12 protein-coding genes are annotated in these 14,234 nt (G+C 65.3%); 7 read left to right on the top strand and 5 right to left on the bottom strand.

Features of this window, described 5'->3' with window-relative positions; all coding sequences use genetic code 11:
* Positions 1–29 precede the first annotated feature (29 nt).
* Positions 30–1,280, top strand: coding sequence for a mechanosensitive ion channel family protein (locus DBO85_RS04130; RefSeq protein WP_108105532.1), 1,251 nt, complete (start codon positions 30–32; stop codon positions 1,278–1,280).
* A 50-nt stretch (positions 1,281–1,330) separates the two neighbouring features.
* On the opposite strand, the gene DBO85_RS04135 is transcribed toward DBO85_RS04130, so the two are convergent.
* A complete protein-coding gene (locus DBO85_RS04135; protein WP_108105534.1) occupies positions 1,331–3,454 on the bottom strand; it encodes a TonB-dependent copper receptor in 2,124 nt (707 codons plus the stop codon).
* A 57-nt stretch (positions 3,455–3,511) separates the two neighbouring features.
* Positions 3,512–3,940 (bottom strand): DUF2946 family protein, encoded by a 429-nt coding sequence (locus DBO85_RS04140; protein WP_158268872.1) that lies wholly within the window; start codon positions 3,938–3,940, stop codon positions 3,512–3,514.
* Between the two features lie 292 nt (positions 3,941–4,232).
* On the opposite strand from DBO85_RS04140, the gene leuA reads away from it, so the two are divergent.
* Entirely contained in the window at positions 4,233–5,903 is a 1,671-nt protein-coding gene (gene leuA / locus DBO85_RS04145; RefSeq protein WP_108105538.1) for a 2-isopropylmalate synthase, read from the top strand.
* 10 nt (positions 5,904–5,913) lie between these two features.
* Here the strand turns inward: leuA and DBO85_RS19300 are convergent, their stop codons facing one another.
* The gene (locus DBO85_RS19300) at positions 5,914–6,060 is read right to left on the bottom strand and encodes a hypothetical protein (protein WP_177429727.1); all 147 of its coding nucleotides are present in this window, start codon (positions 6,058–6,060) and stop codon (positions 5,914–5,916) included.
* 171 nt (positions 6,061–6,231) lie between these two features.
* Complete coding sequence (gene dcd, locus DBO85_RS04150; protein WP_108105540.1) at positions 6,232–6,798, bottom strand: dCTP deaminase; 567 nt, start codon at positions 6,796–6,798, stop codon at positions 6,232–6,234.
* A gap of 471 nt (positions 6,799–7,269) precedes the next feature.
* On the opposite strand from dcd, the gene DBO85_RS04155 reads away from it, so the two are divergent.
* The gene (locus tag DBO85_RS04155; RefSeq protein ID WP_108105542.1) at positions 7,270–7,479 is read left to right on the top strand and encodes a cold-shock protein; all 210 of its coding nucleotides are present in this window, start codon (positions 7,270–7,272) and stop codon (positions 7,477–7,479) included.
* A gap of 154 nt (positions 7,480–7,633) precedes the next feature.
* Here DBO85_RS04155 and apbC read toward each other — a convergent pair whose 3' ends face one another.
* Positions 7,634–8,725, bottom strand: a complete 1,092-nt coding sequence (apbC, locus tag DBO85_RS04160) for an iron-sulfur cluster carrier protein ApbC (protein WP_108105544.1) — start codon at positions 8,723–8,725, stop codon at positions 7,634–7,636.
* 164 nt (positions 8,726–8,889) lie between these two features.
* Here apbC and metG point away from each other — a divergent pair, with 164 nt between their 5' ends.
* The 4 genes from metG to rsxC all read left to right on the top strand — a co-directional run.
* The gene (metG, locus tag DBO85_RS04165) at positions 8,890–10,938 is read left to right on the top strand and encodes a methionine--tRNA ligase (protein WP_108105546.1); all 2,049 of its coding nucleotides are present in this window, start codon (positions 8,890–8,892) and stop codon (positions 10,936–10,938) included.
* 145 nt (positions 10,939–11,083) lie between these two features.
* The gene (gene rsxA, locus DBO85_RS04170; protein WP_108105548.1) at positions 11,084–11,668 is read left to right on the top strand and encodes an electron transport complex subunit RsxA; all 585 of its coding nucleotides are present in this window, start codon (positions 11,084–11,086) and stop codon (positions 11,666–11,668) included.
* Positions 11,665–12,240 (top strand): electron transport complex subunit RsxB, encoded by a 576-nt coding sequence (gene rsxB, locus DBO85_RS04175; protein WP_108105550.1) that lies wholly within the window; start codon positions 11,665–11,667, stop codon positions 12,238–12,240. The genes rsxA and rsxB overlap by 4 nt, the downstream gene beginning before the upstream one ends.
* The coding region (rsxC, locus tag DBO85_RS04180) for an electron transport complex subunit RsxC (RefSeq protein ID WP_108105551.1) at positions 12,237–14,234 on the top strand (1,998 nt) is incomplete at its 3' end. The genes rsxB and rsxC, both read left to right, overlap by 4 nt.

Consider the following 14,234-nt stretch of genomic DNA (forward strand, 5'->3'; position numbering starts at 1 on the left):
TTACCGTCCGAGACGCTAGGAGCCAACCGATGCAAGAACAACTGAGCGAGGGCCTCGTCTGGCTGCAGGCGCACCCGGAGCTGCACACGCTGGTCGCTGTCAGCGCACTGCTGCTGGGCGCCTGGCTGTCCAACTGGATCGTCAAGCGTATCCTGGTCCGTGGAATCGACCGCCTGCTGCGCCAGCAAAGCCAGGTACCGATCCAGGATTTCCGTATCATCCGACGCCTGTCCAACGTGGTCCCGGCGCTGGTCCTGTCACTCGGCATCGCTGCCGTACCGGGCCTTCCCGAGGCGTTGGTGACGGTAATCCGCAACGTCTGCAGCGGCTTCATCGTCCTGACCATCGCCTTGGCGCTGGGCGCATTGCTGGACCTGATCAACCGGGTCTACCAGCGGCGCAAGGACGCCCACCTGCACCCGATCAAGGGCTATCTGCAGGTAATCAAGATCGCGCTCTATGCGATCGCCACCATCCTCATCATCGCCACGCTGATCGACCGCTCGCCGCTGATCCTGCTTTCCGGCCTGGGCGCCATGGCCGCGGTGCTCATGCTGATCTTCCAGGACACGCTGCTGTCGCTGGTCGCCAGCGTGCAGATCACCTCCAACGACATCATCCGCGTCGGCGACTGGGTGGAGATGCCCCAGCTCAACGCCGACGGCGATGTGATCGATATCGCCCTGCATACGGTCAAGGTGCAGAACTGGGACAAGACCATCACCACCATCCCGACCAAGCGCTTCATCAGCGACTCGTTCAAGAACTGGCGCGGGATGCAGGAGTCAGGCGGCCGCCGCATGATGCGCAGCCTGTTCCTCGACCAACAGAGCGTGCATTTCCTCGCGCCCGAGGAGCGCGATCGGCTGAAGCGCTTCAATCTGCTGGAGGGTTATCTGAATCAGAAGCAGCGCGACATCGACGAATGGAACGCACGCCTTGCCGAGCGTGGTCAGGAGCCGGCGAACACCCGGCGCATCACCAACCTGGGCACCTTTCGCGCCTACGTGGAGCGTTACCTGCGCAGCCATCCGGACGTGCATCAGGACATGACGCTGATCGTCCGCCAACTGGCGCCCACCGCGGACGGCCTGCCACTGCAGATCTACTGCTTCACCAGCACCACGGCCTGGGTAGCCTATGAAGGCATCCAGGCGGACATCTTCGATCATCTGCTGGCGATACTGCCGGAGTTCGGCCTGCGCGTGTTCCAGCACCCCAGCGGCGCCGACATGCGCGAGATGGGCAGCGCCGCCCTGCCCTCGCGCCAGCACGGCTGAAAGCACAGCGGCCATCCACGGCGGGGATGGCCGCTGAAGACTCGCGGGACTCAGAAGCTCATGTCCACCCGCGCCCACCAGGTCCGCCCCGGCTCGTCGATGCGGGTTGCGGCGGGAAAGCCGAAACCGGCGTTGCCGGCCAGGTTGAGGTGCTCGCTGTAGGCCTTGTCGAACAGGTTGTCGATGCCGGCGCTGAGCTTGACGTCCGGGCTGACGCGGTAGCCGGCATTCAGCGAGAACACGCCAAAGCCTGGGCTCTCGTCGAAGTCGCGGCCAACCACCGTGCCCTGCTGCTCGGCAATGCGGTTCTGCGCCGCCACCAGCCGCCAGAGTGCCCCAGCGCTCCAGTCGCCGCGCTCGTAGCCCAGTCCCAGGCGCGCTTCCAGCGGCGGAATCTGCGGCATCGCGCGATCATCGGAACTGTTCTTGCCCCAGGCGTAGGCCAGGCTGGCGTCGGTCTTCCACTGCTCGCTCAGGCGATAGCTGGCGCCCAGCTCGGCGCCCATGATCCGCGCATCGATGTTGTCGACCCAGGAGATGGTGTGCAGCGGGTTGGCGCCCGGCCCGTAGCTGAACAGGATGTAGTCGCGCACCTGCCCCACGTAGCCCGAGACCCAGGCCTGCAGCGGCCCGTCCTCGTACTGCAGGCCGACGTCCAGCTGGGTGGTCTTCTCCGGTTTGACGCTGACGAAGGCGGTGGGCACGCCGATCTGGTTGGCGGCCGAGAACAGCTCCCAGTAGTCCGGGTAGCGCTGGGCATGCCCCAGACCGATGTAGGCGGTGGCCGGCAGCGCCGCCAGGTCCTGCTCGTAACGCACGAAGGCACTGGGCAGGGTGTCGCTGCGCTCGTCGCCGGCGGTCGGGTTGGTCCGCGGCGCCATGCCCATCATGTTGCTCAGCACCGCGCGCTCGTCCTGCGCCGAGGCGCGGTCCAGACGCGCGCCGGCGATCACTCGCGAGGCGTCGGCGGCATACCAGGTCAGCTCGCCAAACAGTCCGTACTGGTTGAAGGTGGCGTCCTTGCTCCAGGGCAGGGTCTTGTAAGTGTCGACGCCGGCAGCACGGCGCAAGCGATGTTCGTTGCTCTGCGCATCGACGCCGCTGATCAGCTGATAGTCGTCCCAGCGCCAGGTCGCCGCGAGTCGGGCGCCCAAGGTGCGGCGGTCGACATTGCTGGCGTAGGGCCCGCGCATGTTCATCATCAGATCGTTGGGATTGGGGTTGCGCAGGCTGTAGTTGTCCATCACATGGTCGGCGTAGTTGTAGTAGACCCGCGCCTCGATCTTCTGCAGCACCTCGCCGATGTTGTCGCGCTCGAAGCGCAGACCGAGGGTCTCGCGGGCGAACTGGCTGCCATCCATGCCGCGGGCGCCGTAGCGCGCCTCGCCATCGCCGACGCCGGCGGTCAGCTCAAGCAGGGTGTCCTCGTCCGGCGTCCAGCCCAGTGCCAGGTCGCTGCTCCACTTGTCCCAGCGCGAGGGCACCGTGTCACCGCTGCCGCTCTCGTAGTCGTCGGCGCTGGCGCGGCTGGCAAGCAGGCGCAGATAACCCTGTTCGCTGCCTGCAGCCGCGTCGATACGGCGGTCGAAACGCCCGTTGGAACCGACCAGCAGGCTGGCATCCACCCGCCCACCCAGCTCGCTGAAGCGCTCGGGTTCACGCTCGAAGAGGATGGTCGCAGCCGAGGCGCCCGGCCCCCAGATCACGCTCTGCGGACCCTTGATCACGGTGAGGCGGTCGTAGCTTTCCGGCGTGATGTAGGACGCCGGCGAATCCATCCGGTTGGGGCAGGCGCCGAGCATCACACCGCCATTGGTCAGCAGGTTCAGGCGCGAGCCGAACATGCCGCGGAACACCGGGTCGCCGTTGACCCCGCCGCTGCGCACCGCGGAGAAGCCGGGAATGGTCTTGAGGTAGTCGGTGCCGTCGCTGGCCGGCACCGGCTGGCGCGGCAGCTTGGGATTGGTCACCACGGTGACTGGCGACTGCTGGGCGACGCCGGTCACTACCAGCGGCGCCAACTGCAGCGGTGTGCCCTGGGTATCGGCGGCCTGCACGGGTTGAGCAAGGCTGGCGCAGATCGCCAGTGTCAGGGGAGCGAATCGGAAGTAATACCCGGAATTGGGCTGCCGGGCAGCAGCATGCGCCGCAGCGCTCGCGAAGTTCGAGTTCATGGTTTTTCCACGCACAAGTTGAGATCGCCCGCGCCAGAGGCGCAGGAAGATGTTCGGTCAGGCGTGTTCCTGGGGAGGTGCGCGGGCGCGCCGGGCGTGGCGCGGCGGACTGACGGGCTCGCGGTAAACCGGTTGCGCGGGTGGTTGCGCTTCCCAGCGCAGTATCGGGCAGTCGCCGACGGCGGCCGGCAGCGCTGCGAAACTGGCAACCAGATGGCAATAACCACAATGATCTAGCGTGAGCGCACCGAGCTGGCGTGTGCCTGACGCGTGCTGCGCATGGTCCTGCCCGGAAGCGCTCGGGGTGATGCCATGCGCCGCGTGCGGGTCATGCCCGACATGGCCGTGGGCGGCATGGGCGGCATGGGCGCTGGGCGAGTGCCTTTCGGCAGCAGACATGGCCGCCTGCTGCTGGGCGCGCCACTGCCCGAGCGGCGGACCAATGAACAGCATGGCGATGGCGAATACGCCCAGCCAGCTGCCCAACGCTCTGATCCTGCCTGCCCTCAAACCAACGCCCCTTGTCCAGTCCGACAGCATGATCGCATCTGCGACCTGCGCCGCCATTGTGGCCCGGCGTCGCAGGCCGAGTTCTTGACGCGCAACAATTAATCGCAAAAGCCGGCCAGCCGAATAAAAAAATCACCAAAAAATCAAAAAGAGACCGTTTATTCCAATTTTTTAACAATGCTTGCAACCAGAAACGCATTTATCTAGTTTTCGCCGCATACAGGCCCGGAAAGACTCCGTGCGCCGAAGACAACCCGAGAACACCGTCATGAGCATGCTGAAAGACCCGTCGCAGAAATACCGCGCCTTCGCGCCGATCCGCCTGAAGGATCGCACCTGGCCCGACCAGACCATTGCCCGCGCGCCGATCTGGTGCAGCTCCGACCTGCGTGACGGCAACCAGTCGCTGATCGAACCGATGGACCCGGCGAAGAAGCTGCGTTTCTGGCAGACCCTGGTGAAGGTCGGCGTGAAGGAGATCGAGGCGTCCTTCCCCTCTGCCTCGCAGACCGACTTCGACTTCGTGCGCAAGCTGATCGAGGAAGGCCACATCCCCGACGACACCACCATCCAGGTGCTGACCCAGGCCCGCGAGGACCTGATCCGCCGCACCTTCGAGTCGCTGCGCGGGGCGAAGAAGGCCATCGTCCATCTGTACAACGCCACCAGCCCGGCGTTTCGCCGCATCGTCTTCAACCAGGACAAGGCCGGGGTGATCGATATCGCGGTCAAGGCGGCGCGCCTGTTCAACGAGCTGGCGGCCGAGCAGCCGGAAACCGCCTGGACCTTCCAGTACTCGCCGGAAACCTTCAGCGCCACCGAACTGGATTTCGCCGTGGAGGTCTGCAACGCGGTGATCGAGGTCTGGCAGCCGACGCCGCAGAACAAGGTCATCCTCAACCTGCCGGCGACCGTGGAAGTGGCCACGCCGAACATCTATGCCGACCAGATCGAGTGGTTCGGCCGCCATATCGCCCGGCGCGACAGCGTGCTGATCAGCCTGCACACCCACAACGACCGTGGCACCGGCGTAGCCGCCACCGAACTGGGGCTGATGGCTGGCGCCGACCGGGTCGAAGGCTGCCTGTTCGGCAACGGCGAGCGCACCGGCAACGTCGACCTGGTGACCCTGGCACTGAATCTCTACACCCAGGGCGTGGATCCGCAACTGGACTTCTCCGACATCGACGCGGTGCGCAAGGTGGTCGAGGAGTGCAACCAGCTGCCGGTGCATCCGCGCCACCCTTATGTCGGCGATCTGGTGCATACCGCGTTCTCCGGATCGCACCAGGATGCGATCCGCAAGGGCTTCGCCCAGCAGAGCGCCGACGGGGTATGGGAAGTGCCCTATCTGCCGATCGACCCGGCCGACATCGGCCGCAGCTACGAGGCGGTGATCCGCGTCAACAGCCAGTCGGGCAAGGGTGGCATCACCTATCTGCTGGAACAGGAATACGGCATCAACCTACCGCGGCGGATGCAGATCGAGTTCAGCCAGGTGGTGCAGAAGGAGACCGATCGCCTGGGCCTTGAGATGAGCGCCGAGCAGATCTACCGGCTGCTGGAGAACGAATACCTCGAGGCCAGCGCACCCTATGCGCTCAAGGGCCATCGGCTGCAGGAAGAGAACGGCACCTGCGCCATCGACGTGGAAGTCGAAGGTAAGGGCGGCGTGCAGCACTGGCGCGGAATCGGCAAGGGCCCGTTGGAAGCGCTGGTCGCCGCTCTGCCGCTGAAGGTAGAAGTGATGGACTACCACGAGCACGCCATCGGCGCCGGGACCAGCGCCCATGCCGCCGCCTACATCGAGCTGCGCCTGGACGGTCAGCGGTCGCTGCACGGCATCGGCATCGACGAGAACCTGACCACCGCCAGCCTGCGCGCCTTCTTCAGCGCACTGAATCGGGCACTCTCGCTGGAAGCCGCCAACGCCGCCTGAGCGGGGTAGCTCAGGCCACCGGAGCCGGGGGCGGATCGTCCGGCAGGGTCGGTATCCCCGGCTCGCTGGGCAGATCCGGCACCCCCGGCTCCTGGGGGGTATCCGGATCGGGTTGGCCAGGGATGCTGCCCGCGCCCCACTGATGTCGATGATTCATTGTCGTCTCTCCGCGTTCACCGCCGGCAGCGCCGGCACTGGTGCGGCGGTAGAGTCCGACGGCCGCGGGAAAATTCCGGCCGGTCGTCCGCTTCGCCGGCACAAATGAAAACGCCCCGCTGAGGCGGGGCGTTCGGTTTTCACGCAGAGATCGCTCTACCTGCGCGAGCTTTCAGGCCTTGGGCAGGGTGACGCCGGTCTGGCCCTGGTACTTGCCGCCCCGATCACGGTAGGAGACTTCGCACTCCTCGTCGGACTCGAGGAACAGCATCTGCGCCACACCTTCGTTGGCGTAGATCTTCGCCGGCAGGGTGGTGGTGTTGGAGAACTCCAGGGTCACGTGGCCTTCCCACTCGGGCTCGAGCGGGGTGACGTTGACGATGATCCCGCAGCGCGCATAGGTGCTCTTGCCCAGGCAGATGGTCAGCACGTTGCGCGGGATGCGGAAGTACTCGACCGTGCGCGCCAGGGCAAAGGAGTTTGGCGGGATGATGCAGACCGGGCCCTTGATGTCGACGAAGCTGCGCTCGTCGAAGTGCTTCGGATCGACGGTGGCCGAATGGATATTGGTGAATACCTTGAATTCATCGGCGCAGCGCACGTCGTAGCCGTAACTGGACACCCCGTAGGAGATCAGCGCCTGGGCGCCTTCGGTGCGCACCTGGCGCTCGACGAAGGGCTCGATCATCCCGTGCTCCTGGGCCATGCGGCGAATCCACTTATCCGATTTGATGCTCATGGCGGGCGTCCTGATTGGCTGGAAGTTGAAAAACGAGCGCGCATATTACCGGGCTGCCTGCCCCGCTAAAAGCCCGCCGAAACTCACGCTGCCGCCATCCACCCCCTCCTCAGGCGCTGCTTACACGAACGCCGGTGATGTGCGCAGCCCGCTTGCGGCGCGACCTCCGCACAGCCCGCCGGCCTGACGCAACGCCGCGACGCCGACCTCGGCGCGAAGTTCCCAAAGGCGCGATGAGTGCATTGCGCGCTGACGGCAAGCGTGAAACAGGACAAAAAAGGAAAAATAAAGCTTTCATCGGCGCGCAAAAAGCGTATGGTGCAACGGCTGCTGCTGCATGTGTCACCGTGAATCGCGACAGGCTCAGATTTCGATCCGAACATTGCTACGACTCCTATCTCCTTGCACTCAGTGATGGTCTGGAAATTTCCGGTCCATATTCCCAAAAACCTGTTTCAAGGAGACATTCACATGTCCAATCGTCAAACTGGCACCGTCAAGTGGTTCAACGATGAGAAAGGCTTCGGCTTCATCACCCCGCAATCCGGTGACGACCTGTTCGTACACTTCCGCGCCATCCAAGGCGACGGTTTCAAGAGCCTGAAAGAAGGCCAGCAAGTCTCTTTCGTCGCTGCCCGCGGCCAGAAAGGCATGCAAGCTGAGGAAGTCCAGGTTATCTAACCTGAGCTTCAACGCTTGAAAAAACCCGCTTCGGCGGGTTTTTTCGTTTCTGGGCCCGTGTGCTCAGCGGCATTCGCGCCGCTGGCCACGTAGGTTGGCGCTGAGCGACGCGAAGCCCAACAAGCGAGGCCCGATATCCAGCCGCGCCCCCTGATCACTCCTCGATAACGATCTTCGGCATCGCCTGGGCACCCTGGGCAAAACGCGCGATACGCGCACCCACGCTGCGCGCCATCTGCTGGTAGAGCATCGCCAACTGGCTTTCGGTATCGGAGATCACGATCGGCTTGCCGGCATCGGTCTGACTGCGGATTGCCAGCGACAAGGGCATCGACGCCAGCAGCTCGACGCCATAGCGTGCCGCCAGCTTCTCGCCACCGCCCTCGCCGAACAGATGCTCGGCATGCCCGCAGTTCGAGCAGATGTGCACCGCCATGTTCTCCACCACACCGAGCACCGGGATGTTGACCTTGCGGAACATCTCCACGCCCTTGATCGCATCGAGCAGCGCCAGGTCCTGCGGCGTGGTGACGATCACCGCACCGGCGACCGGCACCTTCTGCGCCAGGGTCAGCTGGATGTCACCGGTGCCCGGCGGCATGTCTACCACCAGATAGTCGAGGTCGTCCCAAGCGGTCTGGGTGATCAGCTGGATCAGCGCGCCCGAGGCCATCGGGCCACGCCAGACCATGGGCGTGTCGTCGGTGGCGAGGAAGGCCATCGACATCACCTGCACGCCGTGCGCCTCGATCGGCACGAACCACTTCTGCTCGCGAACCTCAGGCCGGGTGCCTTCGGCGATGCCGAACATCATTCCCTGGCTGGGCCCGTAGATATCGGCATCCAGCACACCCACTCGGGCACCCTCACGAGCCAGGGCCAGCGCCAGACCGGCCGCTGTGGTGGACTTGCCGACCCCGCCCTTGCCCGAAGCCACGGCGATGATGTTTTTCACCCCGGCCAGTGCCGGCACCTGTTCCTGGGCCTTGTGCGCCTGGATGTTCACCTCGACGCTGACACTTGCCGCCTCGACGCCGTCGAGGCTCTCCAGCGCCATCTGCAGCATCTGCGCCCAGCCGGACTTGAACAGGCCGCAGGCGTAGCCCAGCTCCAGACACACCGAAACCCGGCCACCCTGGATATCGATGGCCTGCACACAGCCGGCACTGACCGGGTCCTGGTCCAGATGGGGATCGGTGAGCTGACGCAGGCAGTTTTCCACCGCTTCGCGGGTGAGGGCACTCATGGCATGACTCCGAAAGGCTGAGCAAAACAGGCGGGCATGATAGCAGCGACCAAGGCCCGCGCGGCGGGGCCGGATTGCCGCGGCCGGCGCAGCACGGATGAAAAAAACTGCCTGCGCCTATATAGTTGCCGACTTCTTTCGCATCCCCCGTATCCCTGACCACCATGTCCGATACCCGCCAGATCCTCGTCACCAGCGCCCTGCCCTACGCCAACGGCTCGATCCACCTGGGCCATATGCTCGAGTACATCCAGACCGACATCTGGGTGCGCTTCCAGAAGCTGCGTGGTCACCAGTGCATCTACGTCTGCGCCGACGATGCGCACGGCTCGGCGATCATGCTGCGCGCGGAGAAGGAAGGCATCACCCCGGAACAGCTGATCGCCAACGTCCAGGCCGAACACAGCGCCGACTTCGCCGACTTCGGCGTCGCCTTCGACAATTTCCACTCCACCCACTCGCCGGAAAACCGCGAGCTGGCCGAGCTGATCTACACCCGCCTGCGCGATGCCGGGCACATCGCCACGCGCTCGGTGACCCAGTATTTCGACCCGGACAAGGGCATGTTCCTCGCCGACCGCTTCATCAAGGGCACCTGCCCCAAGTGCGGCGCGGAAGACCAGTACGGCGACAACTGCGAGAAGTGCGGCGCCACCTACGAGCCCACCGAACTGAAAGATCCGCGCTCGGCGATCTCCGGCGCCACCCCGGTGCTCAAGGATTCCAAGCATTTCTTCTTCAAGCTTCCCGACTTTGCCGCCATGCTCAAGCAGTGGACCCGCAGTGGTGCGCTGCAGGACGCAGTGGCGAACAAGATCGCCGAGTGGCTCGACGGCGGCCTGCAGGAGTGGGACATCAGTCGCGATGCGCCCTACTTCGGCTTCGAGATTCCCGGCGAGCCGGGCAAGTACTTCTACGTCTGGCTGGACGCGCCGATCGGCTACATGGCCAGCTTCAAGAACCTCTGCGCGCGCTGCCCGGAGCTGTCCTTCGAGGCCTTCTGGAGCCAGCAGTCGACGGCCGAGCTGTATCACTTTATCGGCAAGGACATCGTCAACTTCCACACTCTGTTCTGGCCGGCGATGCTCGAAGGCGCAGGCTTCCGCAAGCCGACCGCGGTCAACGTGCACGGCTACCTGACGGTGAACGGGCAGAAGATGTCCAAGTCGCGCGGCACCTTCATCAAGGCGCGCACCTACCTGGACCACCTGAACCCCGAGTACCTGCGCTACTACTACGCGAGCAAGCTGAGCCGCGGGGTCGACGACCTCGACCTGAACCTCGAGGACTTCGTGCAGAAGGTCAACTCGGACCTGGTCGGCAAGGTGGTCAACATCGCGAGCCGCTGCGCCGGCTTCATCCACAAGGGCAACGCCGGCGTGCTGGTCGCGGCCAACCCGGAACCCGCGCTGTGGGAGGCCTTCCAGGCCGCCGCGCCGAGCATCGCCGAGGCCTATGAGGCCCGCGACTTCTCCCGCGCGATGCGCGAGATCATGGCCCTGGCCGACCGCGCCAACGCCTGGATCGCCGACAAGGCGCCCTGGGCACTGAACAAGGTCGAGGGCAAGCAGGCCGAGGTGCAGCAGATCTGCGCCCTGGGCATCAACCTGTTCCGCCAGCTGGTGATCCTGCTCAAGCCGGTACTGCCGCGACTGGCCGCCGACGCCGAAGCCTTCCTCAACGTTGCGCCGCTGGGCTGGGGCGATCTGCCCCATGCGCTGGCCGACCATCAGCTGAACGCCTTCACCCCGCTGCTGACCCGCATCGAGGCAGCGAAGATCGACGCCATGACCGAGGCCTCCAAGGAAGACCTGGCGGCGCAGAGCACCGATGTCGCCGCGCAGAGCACTGGCAATGGTGAGCTAAGCAAAGAGCCGCTGGCAGCGGAAATCGACTTCAATGCCTTCGCCGCGGTCGATCTGCGCATCGCCCTGATCGAGAAGGCCGAGCTGGTCGAGGGTGCCGACAAGCTGCTGCGTCTGACCCTGGACATCGGCGACGCCAAGCGCAACGTATTCTCCGGCATTCGCAGCGCTTATCCCGACCCAAGCGTGCTGCAGGGCCGGCTGACGCTGTATGTGGCCAACCTGGCGGCGCGCAAGATGAAATTCGGTGTCAGCGAAGGCATGGTTCTGGCCGCAGGTCCGGGCGGCAGCGAGATCCATCTGCTCAGCCCGGACGCCGGCGCCCGCCCCGGCCAACGGGTGAAGTAACCGCACTCAGGCGCTGAGCAGGCGGCTCAACCGGCCGTCGTCAGCGCTTTTGCCGCAGTCTTTCGGCTTGTAGCGGGCGGACCGCTTCCCGATAATAGGCGCCCTCTTTCCACCGGCCCCGGCCAGCTCGCGACGGTATCCGTGCATGACCGAACTCGCCCTGATCATGGTTAGCGCCATCCTGGTCAACAACTTCGTGCTGGTGCAGTTCCTCGGCCTGTGCCCGTTCATGGGCGTGTCGAAGAAGATCGAGACGGCCATCGGCCTGTCCCTTGCCACCACCTTCGTGCTGACCCTGGCGGCGATGTGCGCCTACCTGATGCAGGAGTACATCCTCAAGCCGCTGGACCTGGAGTTTCTGCGCACCATCGGCTTCATCCTGGTGATCGCCGTGGTGGTGCAGTTCACCGAAATGGTGGTGCACAAGACCAGTCCGCTGCTGTACCGGGTGCTGGGGATCTTCCTGCCGCTGATCACCACCAACTGCATCGTGCTCGGCGTTGCCCTGCTCAACGCCAACCGTGGCGAATTCACCTTCATCACTGCCACCGCCAACGGCTTCGCCGCAGGGCTCGGCTTCTCCCTGGTGCTGGTGCTGTTCGCCGCCATGCGTGAGCGCATCGCCATCGCCGACGTGCCGAAATCCTTCCAGGGCGCGGCCATCGGCATGATCACCGCCGGCCTGATGTCGCTGGCCTTCATGGGCTTCGCCGGGCTGATCAAGCTATGAGCCTGGTGCTGATCGCCGTTCTTGCGCTGCTCGCGCTGTGCCTGGTGTGCGGCGCCATCCTCGGTTTTGCCGCGGTGCGCTTTCGCGTCGAGGGCAACCCGATCGCCGAGCAGATCAACGCCCTGCTGCCGCAGACCCAGTGTGGCCAGTGCGGCTATCCCGGCTGCAAGCCCTACGCCGAGGCCATCGCCGGCGGCGACAAGATCAACAAGTGCCCTCCGGGCGGCGAGGCGACCATCCAGGCGCTGGCCGACCTGCTGGATGTCGAGCCCGAGCCGCTGGACGCCGAAGGCGGCGAAAAGCCGCAGATGGTCGCCTTCATCCGCGAGGCCGAGTGCATCGGCTGCACCAAGTGCATCCAGGCCTGCCCGGTCGACGCCATCCTCGGCGCCGCGCGGCAGATGCATACGGTGATCGCCTCGGAATGCACCGGCTGCGACCTCTGCGTCGAGCCCTGTCCGGTCGACTGCATCGACATGATCGAGGTCGGTAGCAACCTGCAGGGCTGGAAATGGTCGCAACCGCTGCCGCCTGGCCAGCTGATCGCCACTGACCGGGAGCAGGCCGCATGACCGCCCTGGCACAGAACCCGGCGCTGAAGGTCTGGGACATTCCCGGCGGCATCCATCCGGCCGAACGCAAGGAGCTGTCCAACCGCGGCCCGATCCTCTATCCGCCGCTGCCACGTCAGCTGATCCTGCCGCTGGCACAGCACATCGGCGCCGCCGCCGAGCCCTGCGTGAGTGTCGGCGAGCGCGTGCTCAAAGGGCAGAAGATCGCCGAGTCGAACGGCTTCGTCAGCGCCCCGCTGCACGCGCCTACGTCGGGCAGAGTGACCTTCATAGGACCGCAGCCGTACCCCCACGTCTCCGGGCTGCCAGCCACTGCGATCGTCATCGACAGCGACGGGCTGGACGAGTGGGCGCCGCTTGCGCCCTGCCCGGACTACCGGGCACTTGAGCCCGACGAGTTGCTGGCGCGCATTCGCGAGGCTGGCATCAGCGGCATGGGCGGCGCGGGCTTCCCGACCGCGGTGAAGCTATCGGCACGGCCGAGCCAGAAGATCCACACCCTGATCATCAACGGCACCGAGTGCGAGCCCTACATCACCGCCGATGACCTGTTGATGCGTGAAAGAGCGGCCGAGCTGGTCGCCGGTATCGACGTGCTGGTCTATCTGATCCAGCCGGACCAGGTGCTGATCGGTATCGAGGACAACAAGCCCGAAGCCATCGCCGCAGTGCGCGAGGCGCTCGCCGAGCGCAGCTACACGCTCAAGGTGTTCCCGACCAAGTACCCGTCCGGTGGCGAGAAGCAGCTGATCCAGATCCTCACCGGCAAGGAAGTGCCTGCCGGCGGCCTGCCGGCGGATATCGGCATGCTCTGCCAGAACGTCGGCACCTGCGTCGCCATCCATGACGCGGTCATGCTCGGTCGGCCGCTGATCTCGCGCATCACCACCCTGACCGGCGAGGCGCTGGCGCGGCCGTGCAACGTCGAGGCACTGATCGGCACGCCGATCCACGAACTGCTGGCCTTCGCCGGACTGGACGAAGGAACGCTCGAACGCCTGATCATGGGCGGTCCGATGATGGGCTTTTCGCTGCCGTCGCTGGATGTACCACTGATCAAGACCACCAACTGCCTGCTCGCGGTGACCCGCAAGGAATTGCCCGCCCCACCGCCGGCGCTGCCGTGCATCCGCTGCGGCGAGTGCGCCGAGGCCTGCCCTGCGAGCCTGTTGCCGCAGCAGCTGCACTTCTTCGCCCTGGGCCACGAGCACGAACAGCTCAAGGCACACAATCTGTTCGACTGCATCGAGTGCGGCGCCTGTGCCTATGTCTGCCCCTCGAGCATTCCGCTGGTGCAGTACTACCGGGCGGCCAAGGCCGAGATCCGCGATCTGGAGCAGAAGCAGCAGAAGGCCGAATACTCCAAGCAGCGCTTCGAACAGCGCCAGGAGCGCCTGCGCCGGGTCGAGGAACAGAAGGAAGCCGAGCGCGTTGCCCGTGCCGAACGTGCTGCCAAGGCCAAGGCCGCGCAGAGCGAGGCGCCTCCTGCGACCGCGCCGGAAGCGGCAGATGCCCAGCTGAAGAAGCTGAAGATCGAGGCCAGCATGGCCCAGGTCGCGCTGAAGAAGGCCGAGAAACAGTTGGCCCAGCACGACACCGACGAGCTCAAGGCCCAGGTCGCCGAGCTGCGTAGCGCCGCCGAAGCCGCACAGAAGGCGCTCGACGCCGCACAGGCCAGCGCGCCCGTCACCAGTGCCAAGCCCACCGGTGACGACGCGCTTAAGAAGGCCAAAATCGACGCCGCCATGCTCAAGGCCCAGCTGCGCAAGCTGGAGAAGGTCGAGCAGCCCGACGCCGATCAGCAAGCCGAACTCGCCCGTCTGCGCCAGCAACTCGAAGTCGCGGAAAAGGCCCTGGCCGACCTGGAAGCTGCACCGACTGCTNCGCCCGTCGCCAAGCCCGCCGGCGATGATGCGCTGAAGAAGGCCAAGATCGACGCCACCATGCTCAAGGCCCAGCTGCGCAAGCTGGAGAAGGTCGAGCAGCCCGACGCC

Origin of the sequence: Pseudomonas mangrovi (assembly GCF_003052585.1) — a bacterium.
GTDB lineage: Bacteria > Pseudomonadota > Gammaproteobacteria > Pseudomonadales > Pseudomonadaceae > Aquipseudomonas > Aquipseudomonas mangrovi.

Bases quoted from the DNA above. Each gene is read 5' to 3' on its own strand.
- DBO85_RS19300 (WP_177429727.1), bottom strand. From the start codon at position 6,060: ATGAATCATCGACATCAGTGGGGCGCGGGCAGCATCCCTGGCCAACCC.
- metG (WP_108105546.1), top strand. From the start codon at position 8,890: ATGTCCGATACCCGCCAGATCCTCGTCACCAGCGCCCTGCCCTACGCC.
- rsxB (WP_108105550.1), top strand. From the start codon at position 11,665: ATGAGCCTGGTGCTGATCGCCGTTCTTGCGCTGCTCGCGCTGTGCCTG.
- DBO85_RS04155 (WP_108105542.1), top strand. From the start codon at position 7,270: ATGTCCAATCGTCAAACTGGCACCGTCAAGTGGTTCAACGATGAGAAA.
- apbC (WP_108105544.1), bottom strand. From the start codon at position 8,725: ATGAGTGCCCTCACCCGCGAAGCGGTGGAAAACTGCCTGCGTCAGCTC.
- dcd (WP_108105540.1), bottom strand. From the start codon at position 6,798: ATGAGCATCAAATCGGATAAGTGGATTCGCCGCATGGCCCAGGAGCAC.
- leuA (WP_108105538.1), top strand. From the start codon at position 4,233: ATGAGCATGCTGAAAGACCCGTCGCAGAAATACCGCGCCTTCGCGCCG.
- DBO85_RS04135 (WP_108105534.1), bottom strand. From the start codon at position 3,454: ATGAACTCGAACTTCGCGAGCGCTGCGGCGCATGCTGCTGCCCGGCAG.
- DBO85_RS04130 (WP_108105532.1), top strand. From the start codon at position 30: ATGCAAGAACAACTGAGCGAGGGCCTCGTCTGGCTGCAGGCGCACCCG.
- rsxA (WP_108105548.1), top strand. From the start codon at position 11,084: ATGACCGAACTCGCCCTGATCATGGTTAGCGCCATCCTGGTCAACAAC.